This window comes from Rhodococcus sp. NPDC058639, assembly GCF_042717545.1.
GTDB lineage: Bacteria > Actinomycetota > Actinomycetes > Mycobacteriales > Mycobacteriaceae > Rhodococcus.
Genome location: NZ_JBHXRF010000002.1, coordinates 446,359 through 471,066 on the forward strand (window position 1 = coordinate 446,359; position 24,708 = coordinate 471,066).

21 protein-coding genes and 1 pseudogene are annotated in these 24,708 nt (G+C 64.8%); 8 read left to right on the forward strand and 14 right to left on the reverse strand.

Going from position 1 to position 24,708, the window contains the following annotated elements:
• Nucleotides 1-143 precede the first annotated feature (143 nt).
• Genes ACFWU2_RS05085 through ACFWU2_RS05100 form a run of 4 tightly spaced genes read right to left on the reverse strand, consistent with a single transcriptional unit; the run spans nt 144 to nt 2,539 of the window.
• On the reverse strand, nt 144-713 hold the full coding sequence (locus ACFWU2_RS05085; protein ID WP_378601878.1) for a dihydrofolate reductase family protein: 570 nt from the start codon (nt 711-713) through the stop codon (nt 144-146).
• A gap of 20 nt (nt 714-733) precedes the next feature.
• Nucleotides 734-1,225: a CinA family protein gene (locus ACFWU2_RS05090; RefSeq protein WP_378601881.1), complete on the reverse strand. Its 492-nt coding sequence runs from the start codon at nt 1,223-1,225 to the stop codon at nt 734-736.
• Entirely contained in the window at nt 1,218-1,988 is a 771-nt protein-coding gene (locus tag ACFWU2_RS05095; protein WP_378602357.1) for a pyrimidine reductase family protein, read from the reverse strand. The genes ACFWU2_RS05090 and ACFWU2_RS05095 overlap by 8 nt, the downstream gene beginning before the upstream one ends.
• Before the next feature lie 38 nt (nt 1,989-2,026).
• Nucleotides 2,027-2,539, reverse strand: a complete 513-nt coding sequence (locus tag ACFWU2_RS05100; protein WP_378601884.1) for a flavin reductase family protein — start codon at nt 2,537-2,539, stop codon at nt 2,027-2,029.
• Between the two features lie 69 nt (nt 2,540-2,608).
• Between ACFWU2_RS05100 and ACFWU2_RS05105 the strand changes: the two genes are divergently transcribed.
• The 3 genes from ACFWU2_RS05105 to ACFWU2_RS05115 are packed head-to-tail and all read left to right on the forward strand — an operon-like array spanning nt 2,609 to nt 4,379.
• Nucleotides 2,609-3,682 (forward strand): YihY/virulence factor BrkB family protein, encoded by a 1,074-nt coding sequence (locus tag ACFWU2_RS05105; RefSeq protein ID WP_378601887.1) that lies wholly within the window; start codon nt 2,609-2,611, stop codon nt 3,680-3,682.
• Nucleotides 3,679-4,104, forward strand: a complete 426-nt coding sequence (locus ACFWU2_RS05110) for a phage holin family protein (RefSeq protein WP_378601890.1) — start codon at nt 3,679-3,681, stop codon at nt 4,102-4,104. The genes ACFWU2_RS05105 and ACFWU2_RS05110 overlap by 4 nt, the downstream gene beginning before the upstream one ends.
• The gene (locus ACFWU2_RS05115) at nt 4,104-4,379 is read left to right on the forward strand and encodes a DUF3618 domain-containing protein (protein WP_378601893.1); all 276 of its coding nucleotides are present in this window, start codon (nt 4,104-4,106) and stop codon (nt 4,377-4,379) included. Before ACFWU2_RS05110 ends, ACFWU2_RS05115 begins: the two co-directional genes overlap by 1 nt.
• An 18-nt stretch (nt 4,380-4,397) precedes the next feature.
• On the opposite strand, the pseudogene ACFWU2_RS05120 reads toward ACFWU2_RS05115, so the two are convergent.
• A pseudogene (locus tag ACFWU2_RS05120) lies at nt 4,398-6,293 on the reverse strand (propionyl-CoA synthetase); the annotation flags it as partial.
• Nucleotides 6,294-6,953: 660 nt separating this feature from the next.
• Between ACFWU2_RS05120 and ACFWU2_RS05125 the strand changes: the two are divergent.
• Nucleotides 6,954-7,190 carry an Ltp family lipoprotein gene (locus ACFWU2_RS05125; RefSeq protein WP_378601896.1) on the forward strand — a complete coding sequence of 79 codons (237 nt, stop codon included), beginning with the start codon at nt 6,954-6,956 and terminating at the stop codon, nt 7,188-7,190.
• Between the two features lie 919 nt (nt 7,191-8,109).
• Here ACFWU2_RS05125 and ACFWU2_RS05130 read toward each other — a convergent pair.
• Entirely contained in the window at nt 8,110-9,132 is a 1,023-nt protein-coding gene (locus ACFWU2_RS05130) for a hypothetical protein (RefSeq protein WP_378601899.1), read from the reverse strand.
• A gap of 2,705 nt (nt 9,133-11,837) precedes the next feature.
• On the opposite strand from ACFWU2_RS05130, the gene ACFWU2_RS05135 reads away from it, so the two are divergent.
• From ACFWU2_RS05135 to ACFWU2_RS05145, 3 genes are all read left to right on the forward strand, one after another.
• Nucleotides 11,838-12,503: a hypothetical protein gene (locus ACFWU2_RS05135; RefSeq protein ID WP_378601902.1), complete on the forward strand. Its 666-nt coding sequence runs from the start codon at nt 11,838-11,840 to the stop codon at nt 12,501-12,503.
• Between the two features lie 894 nt (nt 12,504-13,397).
• Nucleotides 13,398-14,696: a DUF6884 domain-containing protein gene (locus tag ACFWU2_RS05140; RefSeq protein ID WP_378601905.1), complete on the forward strand. Its 1,299-nt coding sequence runs from the start codon at nt 13,398-13,400 to the stop codon at nt 14,694-14,696.
• 222 nt (nt 14,697-14,918) lie between these two features.
• Nucleotides 14,919-16,010 (forward strand): NAD-dependent epimerase/dehydratase family protein, encoded by a 1,092-nt coding sequence (locus tag ACFWU2_RS05145; protein WP_378601908.1) that lies wholly within the window; start codon nt 14,919-14,921, stop codon nt 16,008-16,010.
• Nucleotides 16,011-16,025: 15 nt separating this feature from the next.
• On the opposite strand, the gene ACFWU2_RS05150 is transcribed toward ACFWU2_RS05145, so the two are convergent.
• From ACFWU2_RS05150 to ACFWU2_RS05185, 8 genes are all read right to left on the reverse strand, one after another.
• Nucleotides 16,026-17,534: a carboxyl transferase domain-containing protein gene (locus tag ACFWU2_RS05150; protein WP_378601911.1), complete on the reverse strand. Its 1,509-nt coding sequence runs from the start codon at nt 17,532-17,534 to the stop codon at nt 16,026-16,028.
• 83 nt (nt 17,535-17,617) lie between these two features.
• Nucleotides 17,618-18,811 carry an ABC transporter permease gene (locus tag ACFWU2_RS05155; RefSeq protein WP_378601914.1) on the reverse strand — a complete coding sequence of 398 codons (1,194 nt, stop codon included), beginning with the start codon at nt 18,809-18,811 and terminating at the stop codon, nt 17,618-17,620.
• Nucleotides 18,808-19,698, reverse strand: coding sequence for an ABC transporter ATP-binding protein (locus ACFWU2_RS05160; RefSeq protein WP_378601917.1), 891 nt, complete (start codon nt 19,696-19,698; stop codon nt 18,808-18,810). Before ACFWU2_RS05160 ends, ACFWU2_RS05155 begins: the two co-directional genes overlap by 4 nt.
• Nucleotides 19,695-20,231, reverse strand: coding sequence for a hypothetical protein (locus tag ACFWU2_RS05165; protein WP_378601920.1), 537 nt, complete (start codon nt 20,229-20,231; stop codon nt 19,695-19,697). The genes ACFWU2_RS05160 and ACFWU2_RS05165 overlap by 4 nt, the downstream gene beginning before the upstream one ends.
• 1 nt (nt 20,232) lies before the next feature.
• Nucleotides 20,233-20,508: a helix-turn-helix transcriptional regulator gene (locus ACFWU2_RS05170; protein ID WP_378601923.1), complete on the reverse strand. Its 276-nt coding sequence runs from the start codon at nt 20,506-20,508 to the stop codon at nt 20,233-20,235.
• 92 nt (nt 20,509-20,600) lie between these two features.
• The gene (locus ACFWU2_RS05175; RefSeq protein WP_378601926.1) at nt 20,601-20,978 is read right to left on the reverse strand and encodes a VOC family protein; all 378 of its coding nucleotides are present in this window, start codon (nt 20,976-20,978) and stop codon (nt 20,601-20,603) included.
• A 184-nt stretch (nt 20,979-21,162) separates the two neighbouring features.
• The gene (locus ACFWU2_RS05180; protein WP_169621148.1) at nt 21,163-21,537 is read right to left on the reverse strand and encodes an RNA-binding S4 domain-containing protein; all 375 of its coding nucleotides are present in this window, start codon (nt 21,535-21,537) and stop codon (nt 21,163-21,165) included.
• The gene (locus ACFWU2_RS05185; protein WP_378601929.1) at nt 21,538-23,175 is read right to left on the reverse strand and encodes an ABC-F family ATP-binding cassette domain-containing protein; all 1,638 of its coding nucleotides are present in this window, start codon (nt 23,173-23,175) and stop codon (nt 21,538-21,540) included. It abuts the gene before it with no gap.
• A gap of 117 nt (nt 23,176-23,292) precedes the next feature.
• Here ACFWU2_RS05185 and ACFWU2_RS05190 point away from each other — a divergent pair, with 117 nt between their 5' ends.
• A complete protein-coding gene (locus ACFWU2_RS05190; RefSeq protein WP_378601932.1) occupies nt 23,293-24,705 on the forward strand; it encodes a cytochrome P450 in 1,413 nt (470 codons plus the stop codon).
• Nucleotides 24,706-24,708: the final 3 nt, after the last annotated feature.

Genomic DNA, 24,708 nt, shown 5'->3' on the forward strand with positions numbered 1-24,708 from the left:
CGTCATTACCCCCTTCCCCACCTCCCGACGCGGGGCCCCAAGTTCGACCGGCCCGCCCCCCCCCCCCCCCCCCGGCGGGCCGTCCACCCCGCCTTTTTTGCACGCGGGGCCGGGGTCACAGCCGCCCTCCCCCCCCGACACGGTCAACGACGGGCAGCCAGACGAGTGATCGTGACGCCGGCGATCGGGCGACTGTCGATCGGATCGAAGAAATGCGGTTCGAAGTCCGCGCGGAACAACGGTATTCCGTTGCCCGCTACGATCGGATTCACCTTCAGGACGAGTTCGTCGATCTCGGGTAACAGTGCGCCCGCGAGAGAACCGCCCCCGCACAACCAGATTCCTCCGCCGTCCTGTTGCTTCAGCTCGCGCACGTACGCGAGCGGATCGCTGTCGACGAGTGTGACGGTGTCGTCCGGTGCTTCGCTCATCGTGGTCGAGAAGACGTACTGCTTCAGATGTTGATACGAGCTCGTGACTCCGTCATCGAGAGACGGCTCCCACGTGCGTCTGCCCATGACCACCGCGTCGAAGTTCTTGTTCGGCGGGTCGATCCCGAGATGTGCACGCGCCTGGGTGGGGATGGTTTCCGGGAACTCCTCGACGAGGACCGACACCAGTTCGTCGGGGACCGGAAAGAAACCGAACCCGCCCGACGGGTCGGCGATGAACCCGTCGAGCGTGGTGGCCACGAAGTAGGTGAGTGTGCGCAAGAATGCTCCTGCCTCGACAGTCAGGCCTGTGCCCGATCGACGAGCAACGTTAGGGCATGACGCACTGTCCGGGCGAGCACTTTTTGGGGGTCGCCGTCGAAATGATGTTCCTCGCTGCGTGTCCCACCCGGACCTGTCGTCGCGAAGCACACGGTTCCGGCAGGACGGCCGTCCTGCGGGTCGGGTCCACCCGCCCCACTCACCGCGACCACGATCTCGGCGCCGAGCAGACGCGAAGTCGATTCGGCCATGGCCCGCACCGCGGTTTCGCTCACCACCGGGCCTTCCGGCACTGCGAGAAGCCCGTGCTTCACCTCGCGTGAGTAGGCGACGATGCCGCCGCGAAACCACTCCGAACTGCCCTGCGCGGCACCGAGCCTGGCGGCCAGCGTGCCCGCGGTGAGCGACTCCGCGCATCCCACGGTGAGGCTGCGCTCGGACGCGAGGTCGGCGAGTCGTTCGAGCAGGTCGTCGGAACGATCGGTTCCTTCGACAATGTCGTCATCAGCCATGGGAAGCTCCTTCTCTGTCGTCTCGAATCCAGCGGGTGAGCAGGGTGCCGTCGTCATCGGCGACCAGGTGGGTCCGTCGCATGGGCGTGAGCGCGGGGGCAGGCGTCGAGGCGATGCGCCCCGCGGCGCCGGCTGCGAGAACCGGGGCCCAGGTCAAGCACAGGTCGTCGACGATGTCGGCTTCGATCATGCTTCCGAACAGTTGCGGACCTCCTTCGCACAGTACGCGCGTCCATCCGGCCTTCGTGACGGCGGCGAGCAGGGCTGCGCCGTCGATGGTGTCGTCGGCGATCACCCGAACGTCGGCACCGGCGTCCTCCGCCGAGCGACGGTTGGCGACAGGGGCACTCGCACTGGTGAACACGACCGGAGGCACTGTCGTGTCGGTGAACAGCCGCAGATCCGACGGGAAGTAGCAGGACGTCGTCACGACCGCGATGGGAGGCACGGCTTCGAGGCCGTCCGCCTCACGACGCGCACGAAGCGTCTCGCTGGTGCGCGCACCCCCGTAGTTCTCGGTCCGCACAGTGCCCGCGCCGACGAGAATCACGTCTGCGAGTTCCCTGAGCAGCCCGAAGACCTTCTTGTCCGACGGGGTGCCGAGCGCTCCCGACCGGCCTTCCACGGCGACCGCACCGTCGAGGGAGGACACGAAGTTGACGCGCATCCACGGGCGCTCGAGCCCTTCCGGATACGCGTACAGCTGCCGGAGCCGATCGTCGTCGACGTCGGTGGGGGAGGCGGGGTCGTCGAGTTGGTGCATGCACCCGATCAGATCACGCCGGTTCGTTCCCCGCCACGTCATGCGCCGTGGCCGGCCTCCATGTCGCTCACATCGCGGAAGGTCAGGAGCTTGTCCAGCTTCTCGCGAAGTTCACCCTCATCGGGATCGAGCAGGAACCCCATGTGGTCACCGAGATCGAGCCTGTCCAGCACGCGCCCGACGAACCATCCGGCCGCGCCGTCGAGGATCGGCAGGCCGTGCGGACCCTCGCTCCACGCGCACTGGGCGAACTTGTCGATCTCGTCTCCGGTTTGCTCTCCGAAAAGCTCCGATATCGCGCGGTTCTCCGGCGAGAGGACATGCACGGCGAGGTACTCGGCTTCCTGGGCGACACGGAAGGTGTGGTTCTTGTTCGAGATGGCGACGAGGAAGCGCGCCGGATCGATGCCGGTCTGAGTGGTGAACCCGACGAGGCATCCGCTGCGTTCTTCCCCGGCGCGCGTCGTGACGATGTACATCGGGTAGTCGAGCTGGGACGTGATGTCGGCGAACCCCTCGGAGGAGCCGCGGACTGCATCGGTGTCGGACATGCTCCGATCGTACGGACAACCTCACGCGGTTCCGGTTTGGTTTGGGCGGAGGCGCGGTACTCGGGTGCCATGACAGACCAACAGGGCGGGGACGGTGCTGCGGGCGCGACCGTGGCACCGGACGATTCGCGCAAGCCGGACTCTCCGACGGACATCGAGAAGCCGTCGTGGAAATACGTGATCAAAAGGACGGTCCGCGAGTTCAGCCGGGATCAGTGCACCGACCTGGCAGCGTCGCTGACGTACTACGCCATCCTGTCGCTGTTTCCTGCGTTGCTGGTGGTGGTCTCGCTGCTCGGGGTTTTCGGGCAGGGCCAGGCCACCGTGGATGCAGTGCTCCAGATGGTCGAGGAATTGGGACCGGCCTCCGCGGTCGACACCTTGCGAGGCCCCATCGAGCAGTTGGTGCAGGCACCGACCGCCGGCCTCGCCCTCATCATCGGTGTTCTGGGTGCGCTCTGGTCGGCGTCCGGCTACGTCGGGGCCTTCGGTCGGGCTATGAACCGTATCTACGAGATCGAAGAGGGACGCCCGATCTGGAAGCTGCGCCCGCAGATGCTGCTGGTCACCGCCCTTGTACTCGTCTTTGCGGGCGCGACAGGGCTGATGCTCGTGGTGAGCGGACCGATCGCCCGCACCATCGGTGACGTCGTGGGGCTGGGAGAGACGGCAGTAACGGTCTGGAACATCGCGAAGTGGCCCGTGATGCTGATTCTGGTCATCATCATCGTGGCAGTGCTGTACTACACGACGCCCAACGTCAAGCAGCCCAAATTCCGTTGGGTGAGCGTCGGTTCGGTGATCGCGATCGTGGTCTGGATCCTCGCGTCGGTGCTGTTCGCCGTGTACGTCACCAATTTCGGAAGCTACAACAAGACGTACGGTTCGCTCGCCGGCGCGGTGATCTTCCTGCTGTGGCTGTGGATCACCAATCTGGCACTGCTGTTCGGGGCCGAATTCGACGCAGAACTCGAACGTGGCCGGCAGTTGCAGGGTGGAATCGAGGCGGAGAAGACCCTCAAACTGCCCCCGCGAGACACCCGAGTGAGCGAGAAGAACGCGGCGAAACACCAAGAAATCATCGAACGCGGGCGTCGCCTGCGTGGCGCGACCGGCGACAACGAGGAAGGGGAACGAACATGACGGAACCGACCGGAGGGGGTGCGCGTCACGTGGCGGCCCAGCCCTCCGAACTGTCCACAGTCGAACTCACGGAACGGCTGACCGCGCAGGTCTCCACACTCGTGCGCACCGAGGTCACCCATGCCCTCGACGAAGTGAAGGCCAAGGGCACCAGGATCGGCATCGGTGCGGGCATCTCCGGCGCCGGTGCGCTTCTGCTCTACCTCGGGCTCGCCACTCTCATCGCGGCGGGTGTGCTGGGGCTCGCGACGGCATTGGACCCGTGGCTGGCAGCACTGATCGTCGCCGTCGTGGTCCTCGTGATCGGCGGCATCCTCGCGGCGGTCGGCGCCTCGAAGGCCAAGAAGGCCGCGCCGCCGATGCCGGCGCACACGGTCGACAGCGTTCGGGCCGACGTGGCCGCCGCGAAGGGAGCAATGTAATGAGCCGACCGGAATCCCAGGGTGATCCCCGGCCCGTCGAGTCCACACCCAACGGATCGAACAGCGGACCGGAAGCCGATATTGCGCAGCAGCGCGCCGAACTCGCTGCGACGGTGGGCGAACTGAGCGACCGGCTCGACGTTCCCACTCGCGTCAAACACGCGGCCGACGAAAAAGTCGAAGCGGTACGGAACCGCCCCGACCTCATCGCCGCGGCCGGGGCGTTCCTCGCTGTGGTCGTGATAGTCGCGGTGTGGCGCCGCCGTCGCCGGTAGAAGCTCCGCAGAGGACGGTCAGCCGCCGAGTTGTTCCCGGAGGGCCTCGAGCACGGCGGGGTCCTCGATGGTGGACGGGACCGTGTATTGCTCGTGGTCGGCGATCTGGCGCATGGTCTTTCGGAGGATCTTGCCCGATCGGGTCTTCGGCAGCGCCTGCACGACGGTCACGTCGCGGAAGGTCGCGACCGCACCGATCTGGTCACGCACCATCGCGACGAGTTCTTGTCGTAGGGTCTCGGGGTCGATCTCCACCCCGGCCTTGAGCACCACGTATCCCGACGGGCGTTGGCCCTTGATCTCGTCGTGAATCCCCACGACGGCGCACTCGGCCACTGCCGGGTGCGACGCCACGACCGCTTCCATCGTGCCCGTCGAAAGGCGGTGTCCGGCAACGTTGATCACGTCGTCGGAGCGTCCGAGTACGAACACGTAGCCGTCCTCGTCCACGAAGCCCGAGTCGCCGGTGAGGTAGTACCCCGGGAACGTGTCCAGGTACGACCTGCGGTACCGGTCCTCGTCCTGCCACAAACCCGTCAAGGTGCCCGGCGGAAGTGGGAGCCGGACCACGATGTTGCCTTCGGTGTTCGCCTTCACGAGTTCGCCGTGCGCATCGACTATTTCGACGCGGTAACCCGGAACCGGGACCGTCGGAGAACCGGCCTTGGGTGGCATCGGATCCAGGCCCCGCAGGTTCGCGGCGATGGCCCAGCCCGTCTCGGTCTGCCACCAGTGGTCGACGACCGGGCGCTCGAGTACCCGGGTCGCCCACGCGTAGGTATCGGGGTCGAGGCGTTCCCCGGCGGCGAAGAGCGTCTCCAGCGAGTCGATCGAGTATTTCGTGAGTTCCTGGGCGTCGGGATCCGCCTTGCGGACCGCGCGGATCGCAGTGGGTGCCGTGAACAGCGCTTTGACGTTGTTCTCCGCGATGATGCGCCAGAACGCGCCGGCGTCGGGGGTGCCCACCGGCTTGCCCTCGTACAGCACGGTGGTGGCGCCGGCGAGCAACGGGCCGTAGACGATGTACGAGTGGCCGACCACCCAACCGACGTCGGACGCGGTCCACCACACGTCGCCTGCACCGATGTCGTAGATGTTGCGCATGGACCACGTCAGCGCGACCGCGTGCCCGCCGTTGTCGCGGACGACGCCCTTGGGCTTCCCGGTGGTCCCGGAGGTGTAGAGGATGTACAGCGGATCGGTGGCGGCGACCGAGACCGGTTCGGCCGGCGACGAGTCGGCGACGAGTTCGTCCCAGTCGAACCACGCGGCGGACGACGTCTTGTAGTCGGCAGCGGAACCGGGGATCTGTTCCCGATCCTTCACAATCACGGTGTGCGGGGGAGTCTTCGACAGCCCGAGAGCCGTCTCGACCATGGGGAGATATTCGACGGTGCGGCCGGGCTCGAGGCCGCCTGACGCGGTGACGAGCACGACCGGACGGGCGTCGTCGATGCGGGTCGCGAGTTCCTTCGCCGCGAACCCGCCGAACACCACCGAGTGCACGGCGCCGATGCGGGCGCACGCGAGCATCGCGATCGCCGCCTCCGGGATCATCGGCATGTAGATGATGACGCGGTCGCCTGCCACGACGCCTTGGTCGCGCAGAACTCCGGCGAACGTGGCGACCTCGTCGAGCAGTTCGGCGTACGTGTAGGTTTTCTTCGCCGGCACCATCGCCGAATCCCAGATCAGCGCGGTCCGGTCACCTGCCCCCGCCGCGACGTGACGGTCGAGAGCGTTGACGCTGGTGTTGAGAGCACCGTCCGGGAACCAGCGGTACGAGGGCGCCTGCGTGTCGTCCAGTGCGCGGGTGGGCGCCGTGTCCCAGTCGACGGCGTTCGCGGCCTCGAGCCAAAACGACTCCGGATCCTCGACGCTCTGGCGGAACGCCTCCTCGTACGAGCTCATCGCCTGGTGTCCTTCCCTCGCACTGACAGTGGTGACCGCGTCACCTTATGCGACCGCCTTGTGCGCGGACGACAATGTGCGACGGGCGGCGGTGATCTGGCGACGAGCGGGGCGTTGAAACACACCGACGTACCGACCCACAGCGTCACCAAACCCCGCACCTCGGTAAATGTCTCGGGGGCCATTGTCGCTGGGGAATCCGGTCGGTTCCCATCGACAAGCACCGGTTGGCCGTCTCCTTTCGCACGCCCCCGAGATGCGGGTCGGTCCGCTCACACGCGTGCACTGAGGGGAGGTCTTTGCTCTCCGCAACGAAAGGTGGCACAAACCGGATGTTCTGGGTATGACTCTCCGCGCCCTTGCTGCTGTCCCCGCCTTCGCTTTGCTCCTCGTAGGTTGCTCCGGTGGCGACACCAGTACAACGACCGTGGTCACTTAAACGGTGACCGTGCCTGCCGAGGCTTCCAAGCCGTCTGCCACAACCGTCACATCAACCATAAGTATGCCAACCGAATCCCTGACCACAGGGAAGGTCCAGCCGTCCAGCGCAGAACGAACGCCGCCGCCGACACGTACTACTCCAGTCGCACCTACTGCAACTACCCCGCAGATCATCTCCAGCCAGCGCAATGCCGTACAACGTCCGCCCAGCAGTACATCGAGATGACGGGCTTCTCGCGCAGTGGCCTGATCTACCACCTGGAGTACGAGGGCTTCTCCACCGAAGATGCGACGTACGCGGTGGACCGCTTGGGCGTGGACTGGAACCGGCAGGCTGCACGAAGTGCCGAACAGTACCTCGAGATGACGTCGTTTTCTCTCTCTGGACTGATCGAACAACTGGAATACGAGGGGTACACCAGGGCTGAGGCTGGATACGGAGCCAACGCCGCATACTGACACTTCCACGTGCACTACGCGCCCTCACGTGAGAAGCCAAGGTCTATCGCCCGCCTGCGGGTTGGGTCTCCGTCGGCGCAATCTGATCCGTCATGCACCGACCTGCGGCGGACGGACGGTGCGTCGACCTGAGGCAGGCTCGCGGTGAATCGCTCTACGATCACATGGGTGTCCACCCCACGCCGGCACTCTGCCCCAGTTTCGAGTGAGGCCTCGAGTGCCGAAAACAAAGCTGAGATACTCGCTCGCACTGTGGCTGCGATCGACGCAGATGACCTCGAACGGGGTCGCCAAATTCTGTGCCGAGAGTATCCCTTCGGTGCGGTGGTGAAGAACTTACGCCTCTACACCGAACGTCAATGCTGGTAGGTGTTCTACCGGGACGGTTTCGCCGACCGCCACAGGGGCGCCAGGCTCGTGTACCCAGGCGTTCTCCGCCCGTTGTCACCGGATGCTTCCGGATGTGTTTCCCGCGCACCCGAATTGGCTGATGGCACAGTCGCACTTCGCGTTTTGAGAGCTGTTTTCGGCGCTCCTGTCTCCCGCGTCGGGGTCGACGCCGAACTGAACTGGGTGACTACCTCGTTGTTGCGCAACCTTGCGAAAGCGCACTGGACCCTAGACGCGATGAACGCGTGAGCAGTGCTGTTCGAGCTGCGCCGCGATGTCTACCTCACCGACTGCACACCCGACAACCCGCGCGTCAACCAGCTCGGCGCCCTGTCCTTATCGACGCACCGCACAGGTGGCGGCCGATATGTGTACCCGAGTCCGCGTCGCCCCGAGTCGATGACCGCGATCAGCCTTCAATGTGACCTCGGAGTGGTGATCGGTTCTATGCATGGGCGTCACCGCGCCGACGAGTTCAAAAGTTCCTGATCGTCCTTGGACAAGCAGACACCGCCGGGACTCGATCCGTTTAGCGAACCTCGATCGAGTAAGATGCCAGCACGATTCCTCCGGACTCAGCCCGTAGAGTGTACTTCCCGACCTCCCCAGCTGCGAATGAAGCGAGTGACGTAATACAAGCTCGCCTGACGATGTCGTTTTTATCGTCCGCTACCCGGATGTCCACCGGACGCAAAACCTCGTCAATGCCCGAAGGCAATTCCACGAGGATGTCCAGACGCAATAACTCGTTCGGCAGAAGGGACCCGACTTCCAGGACGATAACCATTGGAGTCGACAGCGGCTGTTGCGGCGCTGGCATCGGATGCCATGTGCATCCTCCGTCAAGCGCATTGAATAAGCCGTCCCGCCAGGTTGTCGCATTCGCGGTGAAGAAGCTGGAAACGCACACGCCGCCGGTCACCTCCGCGGCGGTGATGGGTCTTCCCTCGAACCTCAGCGCGCCGCCTCCGCCGCCACCACCTCCAGGGAACTGGCCTGGCTTCCCGTCCAGATCAACTTCGGCCTCAGGAGGAAGGCTTGCTACGCCGACGATCGTCAGCACGCCACCGTTTCCACCGCTGCCAAGTGGTTGACCGCCCTCACCGCCGACTTTGAACACAGCGTGCCGGAAATCCATGTGCACGCTGGGCTCATTGACGATGCCCTGGATGATGAAACCATTGACCGCAGCATCCGAAAGTTCAACAACGGGGTGACCCGATGCGACGGCTGCATCCTCATGCTGCTGCTTGATTTCTGAAAGCCGCTCGACTGTGTAAATGTCGAGGTTGCTGCGAGCATCGATCTCAAGGTGGTGGACAGCACACAGCAGGATCAGATTGCCGAAGCCGTGTCGTTGTTCGTCAGTTTGGAGGTCGTCGTATCGTGGACCGCCCGAGTTCTGCGCCTTGATGTGAGCCACCTGCCCTACCACGACACCGGTCGGGCTGATTAAGGCTGTGTCACAACCGGGAAAGGCGCACCGGTTCATCGAAACGGCAAAGAGCCGCACGACAGTAGGCCTGCGCGGTGCCTTCAGCGACGCTGTCATGACCGCAGATCCTATGTGGGTGCCTCGATCGCTTATCAGAGGGGCAGCTATTCGATACTCGCAGTGATAGATCCCGTACTAGCGTGTCACCCTTGCGTGTTGCGGGAAGCTCCGTGCACGCCCACGACGCGTTGTTCAATCCGACCAGCGCACCGGCGAGTTCCCCGCTGATCGACTGGGGCGGTCACGCGCCGACGCTGTTTCCTGCACCCGCTTAATTACGGCATCCGCCTCGAAGAATCCTGTACGGATCATCCGAGCACGCCGGGAAGTAAGGATTTCGGTGTGCCCACTGGTCTGCCGCGCGACTTTGATGCACTCGCGCGTCGCACTGCGGCATATGCGATTGCCTACTGGGCGGTGAATGGAGATGCTCTTCCGGCCCCGCTTAAAACGGTGGGAATGCTTGACCGTGTCAGTGGCGCGTGCAAACCCAACGCACCGCCCTGCGATCGAGATTCACCTGACTAGGGATCTCCGAGATGGGCATTCCTTGAGCGTACAACTCGTGTACGGCATGCCAGGCGCGGGCCCGGACCACCAATCGCCTCGGTGATGACTGCGTTGTTGTTGATTTTCTCGGTGTCGTCGGGTAGCGCCGCCGGCATAGAAAGGGCTTATCTATGTCGGATCACGGTCTATTTCACCGCATCGGCCAGGTTACACCCCAGATGTCTCGGCGACCTGCACCGACTCGGGTGTCCTCGTGAGAACGGCGTCGGTGTAGTTCCGGACCGGTTACAACATTATGGAAAGGTCAATTCATGTAGAACTCCAGCATTCGCAAAGAGGCGCTGCGCCTATCTGCCTACCGCATAACCCGCCACCCCGCGACCCACAACCTCGCCAAGTGAGACGTATTCCGACAGTCCCGGCGGAGCGGTACCTGGTCGGTACCGAGGAAATCATGGCAGGCGCAGGTCGCGAGCTTGTCGAGTTTTCGAAACCGGCCGGAGGCCGGGGCAAGACTGATGCCTTTGATGCCCTGCATTTGGCCCGGTTACTGCGTCTGGACAAGGTCGCTTGAGTGCCGATCCTGACCTCGAGCAGGAAGGGGCGCGGAACCTCGTCCGGGTCCGAGAGGACTGCCGCGGGCATGCTGGTGCGGGTGAAGCATCGCTTGGCCAATTGCTGTTGAAGCCGGGCATCGATTCCTACGGCGGGCAGGCACGGAGCGGTGCCGATGACTGCTGGCGGGTATCAATCGGTTGCAGGGGATGAGTCGCATGCGGGCCTTATCATCGCGCTCATGAGCAACTGGGCGCCGTATGTGATGGCCACGACCTCGGTGTTGGCGACCCTATGGTCTCTGGGGGCGGGGTGGGAGTATTGGTCACGCGAACGGCGACTGGCGGCGCGGATTGAGCGGCAGGGCAAGGTGCTCGACCGAGGCGTTGAACCAGCGGTGCGTCGGGTGCTTGAGGCGGACAACAGCCGATCGGCTCTGCGGCTGGCCGCAATTCGGCATCTTCCGACTCCATGGTGGTTGATGCCGCTCATCGTGGTGTCATCCGCGATGTCCGTGGGATACACGCTGGGTGAGAAGCGGAGTGTTGACTGGCCATCCTGGTTTGAAAAGGCGCTCGCTGTTGATTTTCTCGGTGTACCACTCGCCGTGACATTCCCACTTGCCCTGGCTCTGACGTGTCAGGCCTCGTTGTCGGGTCATCGACAGCGTTTTGTGCTCCAGGGCGGTTGTGACCTGGGTGAACTAGCGACACTACCGGCTTCGCGGATTCCGTACGCGTTGTTCCTCGGCTTTGTCGCGAACTTTTTCATGGAGCCTGAACCAAAGTGGCTCCGCGACCGGAGCTTTGTTCGGCATCGGGAGCCGGAACCGCCCCCAACCATCGGGGGGCGGACTCCCATTCGGACCGCAGTTCGTATTCGTCGACGTCGTCGTGCTCCTCAAGGATGCACAGGATGCCGTTTTCGTCGCGGGCGGTCGAGAGCTAGGAACAAAGGAGATTGACGCAAATCTATCGCTGCTGGCGGTGTCGAGGGCAAGCGAGTGCGCGGCGAGCGCTTCGATCGTCGACGCGGGCGGTTCAGGTGTTCGCGATGTTCGCGACGCTGACGCCCGCCCGGCGGCAACCTGGATCCGCTCGTCTTCGGACAGATAGCGGGAACTGATTTCGCGGACGGCGAGGCGGGCGAGTGCGACGGTCTTGATGGCTTTGGCGCCGCGGTGGGCCGTGTAGCCGCTGGTCCGGTTGTGTCCGACGGCCGGTGAACTCAGCCTCCCGAGCGGCGGAGCGGACGCCCCGTCTGCAGGCTCGCAACTCCATAAAGTGTCGGGCGCTTGTCGGACAGTGGACGCCGCCCGGGGCTCTCCTTGACACGTCGAGTCGATGACAATACGGCATCCAGATTCGCAGGTTCATGTTGCAATGATGGATCGACACCACCCCGGACGAACCGCGCACTCTACGACTGCGCCCCGGCCCGGCGGCTCGCTTCATCGTTGCGTCACTAGGCCCGGACACCGTGCCGTTCATTCTGAACTGGCGGTTCTCCAAAAAAATTCGTGCCAGCCTGCGCAGGGAGAAGGAAGTGCTGTTGTCTACTATGGCGCAGTGCCAGGTGCCCCGACTGAAACCCCCTGCTGGATTTGCGAGCGCCGCAGAGGGCACGTCCATTACCACTGCGATCGGACTAGGGAGCTTACCTGGATCGCTGTCGTCCTGTGTTCGCTCCTATGTGGCATGGCGATATTTGCAGTGATTGTTATCGGCAGGGATCAGGGGTGGGACTATAACCGATGGGGAAATGCGGGCACATGGTTTGCTGGTATAGCGACGGCGGGATCGGTGCTGACTGCTGTTTGGGTAGCAGTCCAGTCGAGGAAAGCTCAAATCAGGCTCTTTAGAGCACAGCTCGAATCGGATGTTCGCCAAAAGCAACGTGAGGCGGTGCTTACGTTGTGGTTTGAACTCAAGGAGCGCTTCTCTGATATTCAAGAATACCGCAAGCGGTGGGAGGAATGGGTAGACGCTGAGGCGGAGGCGAACGGCAAGATTGGCTGTGATGACGAGGATTCGTACGAGTCTGCTCGAGTGGAATCCCGAAACGCCCTGCTAAATTGGTTTTCTGACATAGAACCGGTGCTCGAAAGTATGCGCCTCGCCCTAATTCCTGCAATTCTTGTGATACGAGATTCGCGTGTCCGTGAGAAAGTATCGCTATTGCGAAGCGACTACTTCGATCTGAGGTCCTGGAATTCTAATGCGGAAATGATGTACCCGCATATCCCCGATCTTGCAAATCTCAAAAAGATTGAGGATGAAATTAATACCCATTCCAGGGAGCTATATGCAGCAGCCGATACTTATCTTGGCCACGAAGATCTTATCGATGGGCTAATCAAATAGCGCATTCACTCTCTACCCTCCCGTCGGGACCCGGAAAGGTTGAATAGGAGGGCTCTGACCTGCGGATGACAAGCATGGGGCTGAGGTGAGGGAGTGAATCACGGGCTTGATGGAGGTAGCGACCCCACCCACCCGAAACCCGAGGACCGGACCCGCATACAACCCTTCCCGACACAATGCGCGGCCACGAATTCGGGTCGCCATCAGCACCTGTTGTCGGTGCTCGACACCGTGCCGGACCCTCGGGATCGGCCCAGGGTGCGGTACCCAGTGGCAGGGGTCCTCGCCCTGGCGTCGTCCACGACACTCACCAGGACCCGGTCGTTCACCGCGATCGGCCAGTGGGCGGCAGCAGCGACCGCCGAGCATCTCGCCTAGTTGGGACTTGGTGAGACCACCGCCCCGGGACGAATCGACGGTGCGGAAACTGTTCGCCTGCATCGATGGCGACGCTCTCGACACCGCACTCGCTATGTGGAGGCGGACACACCTTCGTCACAGGTCAGCGGTGGGCGATCGCAGTGGACGGCAAACCGGTCCGCGGCGCACGGCACCGCCGCCCCGTACCTGGTGGCGCATTCGACCACGGCGCCAGCGCGGTCCTCAAGAGGTTCTGCGTGGAGGCAAAGAGCGACGAGATCCCTGCCACGAGAACTTTGCCGGCCCGGCTCGTCGTCGACGGTGCGGTGGTGACGATGGACGCTCTACACACGCAAACCGACACTTCCACCCTCATGCCGGCACTGTTGCGACGACGAGTTCACGGTGAAAGCGTTTGTGGTGGAGAGTTCGCAGGTGCGTCGGGCGCTATGAAGGGGACGGCGCGATTGTGCGGCGAATTCCGCCACGCGTCCCGCAACGACCACCGTCACCGGGTGGTGATAGATATCAGGCGTGGCGCATTGGGATGTATTGATCGAGAAGTTGTCTGTTGCCGACTCGCCGATCCGGTTGAGTTGGGACGAACTCGTCTCGCTGGTCGGCGAGCTGCCGGCCTCGGCATCGAAACACCGGACGTGGTGGTCGGGCGACCGTCCACACGTAAATGCCTGGAAGACGGCTGGTTTCACGCTCGAAGACCTACGGCTCGGCGAAGCGCTCACTTTCGTGCGGGCCACCGACGCACACCTGTCTCCCGACCTCGAGACGATGGGCAGCCCGCGGAATGCCGTCGAGGCGGACCTGGTGCTCGTCACCTGTGTGAAATCCAAACAGAAGGTGCCGTCCGCAGCGAAGGATCTGTACGTCTCGCCGTTGTTCTCTCGCCAGCGGTCGTATGCGGAAGGGACGGGCCTACCGTGGTTCATACTTTCGGCCGAGCACGGACTGGTCACACCTGACGAATGGCTGTCGCCGTATGAGCGCTACCTCCCTGACACGCCTTCGGCCTATCGCTCCGCGTGGGGCAGGTGGGTGATAGAACGGCTCGAGCTCCTGGCTGGCCCGCTGCAGAATCGGGTCATCGAAATTCACGCCGGAGCGGCCTACGTCGAAGCACTTTCACCGCATCTGCTTGCCAAAGGCGTCACCGTGCGCACCCCGCTGGAGGGGCTGAGTATGGGCCGGCGCCTGAGCTGGTACGCCCGCCGCTCGGACGAGATCGATACGGCCGAGGCTGTCCCGACGGCCGCGGATCCCGATCATGGTCATGCGGAGACCGCCACGTTTGTCACCGGGTTGCTCGATTCCTCTCGGGCCATGAGCCCGGTCGACTTTCTGGCCGAGGAGGATCCGAAGCGATGGAGGAGTCCCGGCTTGTACAGCTGGTGGGTCGACGGGTCAGGGGCCGAAGACCTCACCGCCGGCCTCGGCATGCCTCTCGCGCCGGGGTTGATCTATGCAGGGCTGGCGGGTGCGACGCGATGGCCGAGCGGTAGGCGGTCCACCAACACCCTGTGGCTTCGCATCGTCGGCATGCACCTCGGTGGAAACCACGAATTCTCAACGTTCCGGCGCACCCTCGGCTCGATCCTCGCCCACGCGCAGGGAAGGGATGCCATCGACGAACACGCGTTGACCGAATGGATGACGCGCCATTTGAGGGTCGTGGCGATCATCTCGGAAGATCCGGACACCCTCGGACAACTGGAGGGCGAGGTCCTGGCAACCATCGATCCGCCGCTCAATCTCCGGGGGATGGCCAGTACGCCGGTCCGGGGCCGACTGAAAGAACTACGGCGCAGCCACCGCTGAACCGTTCCGCGATGCGTCCGAGCATTCGCCTCGGAGTGCCCAACCGAAAGGTCGGCGCGTCGGTACCACTCGGCCTGGTTCGATGCGGCGTGCAACAACACCTCGTCGGCCTGACGCAAGAGTGCCTTATCGGCACTTCGGCGCGGCTCGGTGTTCCGGAATCGTGACAACCGGTGCGTGGTAGCCGCAGGTTTACGTCGCACCCGCCGGGTACTCGCAACCATGACCGAACACTCGAAAGCTAGCTCTTCCGGCATGCACGTGGTGGTCACCGGCGCGACCGGCAATGTGGGTACCGCAGTCGTGCGCGCACTCGGCGCGGAGCCGGCCGTGACGTCTGTACTCGGACTGGCCCGCCGAGGTACCGATTGGACGGTCCCCAAATCGACGTTCGCTGCGGTCGATGTTGCGTCGGACGACCTGGTGGAGACGTTGCGCGGAGCCGACGCGCTGGTCCACCTCGCCTGGCTGTTCCAACCCACCCACAAACCCGAGACGACGTGGGAGAACAACGTCCTGGGCACGATCCGGACGGTGACTGCTGCTGCGGAGGCGGACGTGCCGGTGATCGTGGTGGCGTCGTCTGTCGGCGCCTATTCACCCGGCCCGACCTCCGAGCCCGGAGTCGAGGAACCGCGCGTCGACGAAACGTGGCCCACCCACGGATGGCCCGGCGCGGCGTATCCGCGGGAGAAGGCCTATCTCGAGCGGTGGTACGACGCCTTCGAACTCGAGCATCCGGAGATCCGCCTCGTCCGTATGCGGCCCGGGTTCATCTTCCAGCGACGCTCTGCAACAGCGCAGCGCCGGATCTTTGCGGGACCGTTCGTTCCGGGCTCGCTGTTGCCTGCGATTCCGGTCGTTCCGGACATGCCGGGGCTGCGGATGCAGATCCTGCATTCCGACGACGCGGCGGATGCGTACGTGCGTGCCGTCGTGCGGCCCGTCCGGGGTGCGTTCAACATCGCGGCGGATCCACCGATCGACGCCCACTCGATCGCGGAAGTGCTGGGCGCGCGGGTCGTGCCGGTGAAGCGCGGGATCATTCGTTCGGCCGTCGCCGCGGCCTGGCATACCCATCTCGCGCCGGCCGATCCGGGGCTTCTCGACACCGTGCTCCGGCTACCGCTGATGGATTGCACGCGCGCTCGGACCGAACTCGGCTGGTCGCCGTCGGCCGAGCCGCTGGATGTGCTCGCGGAGTTCGTCTCGGGACTGCGGGAAGGTGCCGGAGCGCCGACCCCGCCTCTGGTGGCCGACAGCCTGCGCGGCCGTGTCGAGGAGGTCGCGACCGGGGTGGGTGTGCGTCCCTGATCCGCCCGGCGAGGCTTACTCCGCCGGGAGACCCAACCGGCGATACCGGTTGATTCGGCGGCTGTACCGCTTGTCGGCGGGTTCCCCGGCAAGTTCGGTGAGTTCCCGTGCGACGGCGGCACCGACTCGCTTCACGAATTCCACCGGTTCCTCGCTCGCGTCGGGTCGTTCGGGAATCATCCCGTCCACGATCCCGTCGCGCAGCAGGTCCCGCGCGCGGATTCCCTGCGCTTCCGCCATGCGCGGGGCATGGGTGGTGTCGCGGTGCACGATGGCGCTGGCTCCCTCGGGCGGCAGCGGGGCGAGCCAGCCGTGCTGCGCGCACAGCACACGGTCGGCGGGCAGCAATGCGAGCGCACCCCCGCCTGTGCCCTGGCCGAGCAGCACCGACACGGTGGGAGTCGACAGGGTCACGAGATCTGATATGCAGCGGGCGATTTCAGGCGCGAGTCCTCGCTCCTCGGCTTCCTTCGACAGCGAGGCGCCGAGGGTGTCGATGACGAGAACGAGGGGGAGTTGCAGTTCCTCGGCGAGTCGCATCGCGCGTCGCGCCTCCCGTAGGGCGCCGGGACCCATCGTGTTCGATGCGGACTGCCCGGCACGGTCCTGACCGAACATCACACACGACACCCCGCGAAAACGAGCCAGCGACACCAGCACCGTACTGTCGGATTCTCCCTCTCCGGTGCCGGACAGTCGCACCTGCGCCGACGCGGCGTGCCGGAGCAGTTGCCGGATGCCGGGCCGTTCGATCCTGCGGCTGAGCATGACCGACTGCCAGGCCGGGATGTCGGGTACGTCATCGACGGTGGTGACGGCGCGAGAAGTGCTGGTGTCGGGGTGATCCGGTTCGACGAGCACGCGCAGAAGCCGGTGCACGAGTTGCCGGACGCCTCGGAGCGGAACGACTCCGTCGATCACACCCTTGCGGTAAAGGTTTTCCGCCGTCTGCACGCCTTCCGGGAACGGTTCGTTGTAGAGCGCTTGGTAGACGCGGGGTCCGAGAAAACCGACGAGCGCCCCGGGTTCGGCCACGGTGACGTGCCCGAGCGACCCCCACGACGCGAAAACTCCGCCGGTGGTCGGATTGCGCAGGTAGACAAGGTAACCCAGGTGAGATGCCTTGTGCTCGGCGACGGCAGCGGCGATCTTCACCATCTGTACGAACGCGAGCGTCCCCTCCTGCATTCGGGTGCCCCCCGAGGTGGGGGAGGCGAGCAGGGGGAGACGCTCGGCGGTCGCGCGTTCGATCGCGGTCACGATCCGCTCGGCCGCTGCGACGCCGATCGAGCCTGCGAGGAAGGAGAACTCGCATGCGATCAGCGCCACGCGGCGACCGTGCACGGTGCCTGCTCCGGTGAGAACCGATTCGTCGGTGCCGGACTTCTCGGCGGCACGCCGGAGGTCCGCCTGATGTTTCTCGTCGGCGTGGACCTTCACCGGGGTGGTGTCCCACGAGGTGAAACTTCCCGGGTCGACAACATTGTCGATGAACTCCTGCGCCGAGATCTTGGTGCCCGCCACGTCGCCTCCACCTGTCGATCATGCTGTGGAACAAACCTATACGAGGCGGGCACTCGTCCAGGTTCGGTGTACCGCCGTGGCGGTTACCGGCCGAGTGCTTCCTTCCAGGTCACCGTGCGGCCGATCCGCAGGATCGAACGCTGGTAGATCTTCGCCGCGACGAGGCTGAGCAGTGCCGTTGCGGCGACCATGAGCAGTACGGTGCCGACGATCTGTACCGGAGTCGCGACACCTGCCGCGATGCGCAGTGGCATGAGGATTGCCGAGAACGGCGGGATCCAGCTCAGGGTTGTGCTCCACGACGCCTCCGGGTCGTCGATCGAGGAGAACGCCGCGAAGAACATCGCGATGATGACGATCATCAACGGCCCGGACGTGGAGTTCACATCTTCCTGCCGCGAGACCATCGACCCCGCTGCGGCATAGAGCACGGCGAAGAACGCGAAGCCGAGGATGAACCAGCCGAGCGTGCCGGCCAGCACACCGATCGCGGTGCCGGTGATGGTGAGCGTCCCGGTGGCGACAGACGCGCCGACACCCACGACGCCGTACGCGGTGAGCTGGAGCAGGCCGACGGCACCGATGCCGAGAATCTTGCCCCACAGCAGTTGCAGCGGCCGGAGGGTGGAGAGCAGAAGTTCGACGACACGCGAGGACTTCTCCTCGACCACGCCCATCGCGACATACGTTCCGAACAGCAGGATCTGCAAGTACAGCAGGAGTACCGAAACGGTCGCGAGGATGATCCGCTGTCCCTGTTCGGGGTCGGGAGGTTCGATGGCCTCGACGACCACGGTTGCGCGAGCAGCATCCGCAGCGATCTCCGCAGGGTCGACTCCGCGGGTGGACAACGCCGCGGATTGGGCTTCCTGCACGACCGCGGTATCGATGAGCGCCTTGAGATCGGCGTCGATATCGGACTCGGTGATCGCGGTGACGGTACCGTCACCGCTCGGAACGAGGGCGACGTCGAGGTTGCCCGCACCGACCTGCTCGCGACCGGCGTCGGCATCGGGCACGGTGGAGACTTCGATCGGCATGCCCACGGCGTCGCCGATGGAACCGAGCGTCGTGCCGAGGGCGTAGCCGGAGACGACTCCCACCGTGGGGCGCTCGTCCTCGCCCCCTGAAAAGATAGACATCGCGACGATGCCGATGACGATCGCAGCGAGCACGATCGCGTTGCTGATGACGAAGCTCTTCTTCTGGACCTGGGTGACGAATTCGCGGCGGGCCACAAGGCTGATCGCACGCGAGTTGCTCAGTGGGGCGCTCATGCGGCTACCACCTCTCGGAACAGGTCGGTCAGGGACGGCCGGCTCAGGGAGAACTCGTGCACCGGTCCGGTGGACAACGCGGTCTTGAGGATCTGCTGGTCGTCGGCGCCCGGCTCGACTGTGAGCACGGTCCGGCCGTCTTTGTATTCCGAACCGGAGACGCCCGGCAAGCCGTCGGCCCATCCGGCGGGGGCGTCGGGAGCGTGCACGACCAGAAGGGAAGTACCGCCGGCGCGCAGGTCGTCGACGGCACCGACGACGCGCATGCGTCCATGGACGATGATGCCGACGCGCTCGCACAGCCGCTGCACCAGGTCGAGCTGGTGACTCGAAAAAATCACCGGCACGCCAGTGTTCGCCTTCTCGACGAGAACGTCGCTCATCACGTCCACGGCAACGGGGTCGAGTCCGGAGAACGGTTCGTCGAGGACGAGAACCGCCGGGTCGTGGATGAGTGCTGCGGCGAGCTGGACCCGCTGCTGATTGCCGAGAGACAGTGAATCGACCGTGTCGCCGATCCGCTCGGCGATGCCCAGCCGTTCGGTCCACCGATGCATCGCCGCAGTCGCTTCGGGCGTCGAAAGTCCGTGCAGCTGTGCAAGATATGTCAACTGCTTGCCGACCTTCATCTTTGGATACAGTCCGCGTTCCTCGGGCATGTACCCGATGGTGCGGCGGACGTCGAGATCGACGGGCTTGCCCGAAAGTCGCACCTCCCCGCCGTCTGCGGCGAGCACTCCCAGCGCGATGCGCATGGTGGTGGTCTTGCCGGCGCCGTTGCTACCGACGAACCCGAACAGTTCGCCGGGCTGCACCTCGAAACTCACTCCGTCGAGTGCGACGGTGTTGCCGTAGCGTTTGGAGAGATTATCGATCGTGAGGGTCATAGCTGGTCCTCCGGGTCGTCGTCGGGTCGGGTCCACGCCAGCAGCACTGCCGGGAGGCATCCACTGAAAAGTATTGCGGCGAGAGCGAATCCGCCCGCCGAGTAGCACAGCGCTTTGTGATCGATGAAGTCGAACGGCGGGCTCCACATGAGCGCGAAGATCGGGATCAGGAGCAGGCTCTGAGCCACCGAGAGCCCGATCGACCGGGCACTGTTGCGTTCGGCGATCTCGCGTTCGTCCAGGGCGTGCCGGGGTGCGTCGGATTGCCGTCCGGACACGATCTGGAGGCACGTCCACGTGGGCAGGAATACGAGCGCGACCGGTAGCCACACGACTGCGATCACCGGGAAGAAGTAGGTGGCCACGGCGATCGGGAACATCGCCGCGATCAGGGCGACGACGACACCGGCGAGGATGCGGCGACGGTGCCGGGTGCGCCATGCCGGTAGCCATTTCGCGAATGTGGCCTCGTGCGTGAGGAACCGGCGGGTGCGGTAGTCCTCGTACCGGTCGATGAGCGACGCGGTGGACATGTCAGGCCTCCTTGGTGTGGGGTCTGTAGAGCTCGGTCGACAAGGGGGTGAACTCGGTGCGCGAGAAGACCGCTTCGACCGGAAGACCGAAAACGTCGCAGATCCGGAACGCGAGATCCAGGCTCGGATAGTGATCTCCGCGCTCGAGTGCGCCCACCGTTTGGGGGTTCACGTCGATGAGCTCGGCAAGTTGCGCGCGGCTCATGCCGCGTTCCGCACGGAGAACACGGATGCGGTTGAAGATGGGGAGCGTTTCCCCACGGCGTACCGGACTCATGGAACAAAGTGTTGTAAAAACCCAACGATTTGTCAATACCGGGAACTTACCTTCCCACCGCGATCCGATGGCCGTGGCGTTCAAGGGAGGCATCAGAGTGGTTCGAGACGAGTCTTCAGAAGGCAGAACTCGTTGCCTTCGGGATCGGCCAGCACGTGCCACGTCTCGTCGCCCGTCTGTCCGATGTCGGCCGGGCGTGCACCGAGGCTCAACAGACGCTCGAGTTCCGCGTCCTGATCACGGTCGGTGGCGTTGAGATCGATGTGCAGGCGCGGTTTTGCGGGCTCGGGTTTATCCGTCCGACTCAGGATGATGGTCGGTTGCGCGCCGCCGAATCCTTCGCGTGGTCCGATCTCCAGTCCGTCTTCGTCACGATCGAGCACGACGAAGTCCAGGACCTCGCACCAGAACCGCGCCAGCACCTCGGGTTCCCTGCAGTCGAGCACCAACTCGCTGATTCGACACGCCATGATGAACCGCCTCCCCCTCGTGGGCTGTCGGGGAGGCCACCCGAGATTCGCCGGCCCCCGGCAGCCGAATTGCCCGTGATCGTAGCGAGCCGAGGCACGACGTGGCGAGGTTTTCCTGGGCCGCCGACCGACTGTTCACACGACCGGCACGAAGCCCACTGCGTCCGCATTCGGAGGCGACCCGTCAGTCGTCCTGGAAACCACGGATCCGGTCGAGTTCGCGGCGATCTTTCTTCGTGGGCCGACCCGCACCGCGATCGCGGATCGGGATCGCCGCGAGGATCTCCTTCGGCGGCGGCGGTGGGCTGTGATCAATGTACGCAGTCGCGGCTATGGGCGCGCCCACCCGCTTGTTGACCAGTTGCGTTACCTCGACGATCTTTTCGACGCCGTGCGCCCGGACCCTCACCTCGGTGCCGATGGTCACCGGGGTCGAGGGCTTCGCTGTCACGCCGTCGACCTTGACGTGCCCGGCGCGGCACGCCGACGCTGCCGCCGAACGGGTCTTGAACAGCCGCACCGACCACGTCCAACTGTCCACCCGAACGCTTCCGCTCATCTACAGCAACTCCTCGCTCAGCCGTCCGTCCTCGAGCCGCCACCGCCGTGTGCTGCGCGTCGTCTCCAGCATTCTGCGGTCGTGCGTCACCAGCAGCAAAGTGCCCTCGAAGCTTTCCACTGCCTGCTCGAGCTGCTCGATCGCCGGGAGATCGAGGTGGTTGGTGGGCTCGTCGAGCACGAGCAGGTTCACGCCGCGGGCCTGCAGCAGTGCCAGGCCCGCTCGGGTCCGCTCGCCCGGTGACAACGACGCCGCGGGACGCAGAACGTGATGGCCCTTGAGCGCGAATTTGGCGAGCAGGGTGCGCACGTCGGCGTCCGGCCACTCCGGAACCTGCCGGCCGAAGGCTTCGACCAGGGGCTCATCGCCCTCGAACAGGCGGCGAGCCTGATCGATTTCACCGACCTGCACTCCCGAGCCGAGCGTCGCCCGTCCCGAATCCGGTGTGAGGGTGCCGAGGAGCAACCGGAGCAGGGTGGTCTTTCCAGCACCGTTGGGACCGGTGACGATGATCCGGTCGCCCCACTGCACCTGGGTGGTCACCGGACCGAAGGTGAAATCGCCGCGGCGCACCATCGCATCGTCGAGCGTGGCGACCACCGTGCCGCTGCGCGGTGCCGCAGCGATCTCCATGCGCAGTTCCCATTCCTTGCGGGGCTCCTCGACGATGTCGAGACGTTCGATGCGCCGCTGCGTCTGACGCGCTTTCGCCGCCTGCTTCTCGGTGGCCTCCGCGCGGAACTTCTTCCCGATCTTGTCGTTGTCCTTGGACTTCCGACGAGCATTGCGCGTTCCGTGTTCGAGCCAGTTGCGCTGCATCTGCGCGCGGTCCTCGAGTTGCGACTTGGTGTCGGCGAACTCGTCGTACTCCTCACGGGCATGTCGCCGTGCCACCTCGCGCTCGACGAGGTACGCCTCGTACCCGCCGTCGTACACCGAGATCTGCTGCTGGACGGGATCGAGTTCGACGATGCCGGTCACGGTGCGCGCGAGGAATTCGCGGTCGTGGCTCACCACCACCAGCGCGGTGCGGGTCTCCGCGACGAAACGCTCGAGTTGCTCCAGCCCCGCGAGGTCGAGATCGTTGGTGGGTTCGTCGAGAAGCAGCACGTCGTAGCGCGACAGAAGGAGCGCCGCGAGTCCGACGCGCGCCGCCTGCCCGCCGGACAGGCCGGTCATCGGCGCATCGAGCCCGACCCCGAGTCCCAGATCCGACACGACCTTCTCGGCACGTTCTGCGAGGTCGGCGCCACCCAGCGCGAGCCACCGCTCGAGTGCCGGGGTGTAGTCGTCGACATCCGAATCGCCGAGCGCCGCAGCAGCCGCGTTCATGGTGTTCTCGGCGTCCGTCACGCCGGTGCGCCGGCCGAGGAAATCGAGGATCGTCTCACCGGGGACGCGCTCGGGTTCCTGCGCGAGGTACCCGACGGTCGCGTCGGGCGGGCTGAGAACAATCGATCCGGTGACATCCGCGTTCCCCAGCCCGGCCAGTGTCGTGAGCAGCGTCGATTTGCCGGCGCCGTTCGCGCCCACCAGCCCGATCACGTCACCCGGTGCGACCGTGAGGTCGAGGCCTTCGAACAGCGTGCGTTCGCCTCTCGACGTGGACAGGCCGCTGATACGTAGTGTTGCGCTCACTTGTCGATTATCCCGCTGCGACGAGTCCGCCTGTCGCCACGGGTCCGGTACCGGACCGGAAGTGGCCGTGACCGAGCCCGCACACACCACCACGGCGAGTGGTGCACACTCTCAGGAATGGCGTCACCGCAGCTTTCGACGAGCAGCCCTGCGACCCGCACCGATTCACAAAAGATTCCCCAACCCCGGTGGAGGCTGCCGATTCTGGGGGATCTGCTCAGCATCGACGTCGCCAAGCCCGTGCAGCGCGAGATGCGGATGGCACAGGAACTCGGCGGGATCTTCGAACGCAAGATCTTCCGGCACCGACTGATCGTGGTGTCCGGGGCGGACTTGGTGCGTGAGGTGAACGACGAGGAGAAATGGGCCAAGTTCCTCGGAAAGCCGCTGCGTAAGCTCCGCGTCATCGCCGGAGACGGGCTGTTCACTGCGTTCAATTCCGAGCCGAACTGGCGCAAGGCCCACAACATCCTCGGTCCGGGGTTCAGCCAGGCCGCGATGCGCGGCTATCACGACTCGATGCTCGCGGTGATCGACCGACTGTTGCACAGCTGGGACGTCGCAGCAGACGGCGGCGAGTACATCGACGTGCCGCAGAGCATGACGTCGCTGACCTTCGACGTCATCGGGCGGTGCGGGCTCAGCTACGACTTCGACTCCTTCGGCCGCGCCGAGCCCGATCCGTTCATCGAGGCGATGAGCCGCGCCCTCGAGTACATCAACCGTTCCTCGAACGACATCCCGATTCTCCGCGCCGTGTTCGGTCGGGCAGCCCGTGAGCAGCACACCCGCGACATCGCGTTGATGCAGGACACAGTCGATCGCATCGTCGACGAACGGATGCGCTCGGAGGACACGCAGGCCGATCTGCTCGAGCTGATGATGCGCACCGCCGACCCGGACACCGGTGAACAACTCGGTCGTGAATCGATCCGCAACCAGGTTCTGACCTTCCTGGTCGCGGGCAACGAAACGACCGCCGCCACCTTGGGCTTCGCGGTTCACTTTCTGAGCCGGCACCCCGAGGTGGTGGCGAAGGCACGCGCCGAGATCGCAGAGGTGGTCGGAGCCGACGGACAGATCGGCTACGAACAGGTCGCCAAGCTGCGGTACGTGCGGCGGATCGTGGACGAAACTCTGCGGCTGTGGCCGGCTGCACCGGGATACTTCCGCAAGGTGCGAGGGGAGACGACCCTCGGCGGCCGCACCCTTCCTCCGGGATCGTGGGTGTTCGTGCTGTTGCCGCAGTTGCACCGCGATCCACTGTGGGGCGACGACCCGGAGCGGTTCGACCCGGACCGGTTCGCACCCGACGCGGTGCGGCGACGTCCGGCGCACATCTTCAAGCCGTGGGGTACCGGTATCCGCGCGTGCATCGGCCGGCAGTTCGCGCTCCACGAAGCTGTGCTCACACTCGCGTCGCTGATCCGGCGATACGACTTCGCTCCCGAACCCGGCTACGAACTCGATGTCCACGAGGCCATCACGCTCGAGCCGCGGGGGTTGAAGGTCAAGCTCTCGCAGCCTTGACGT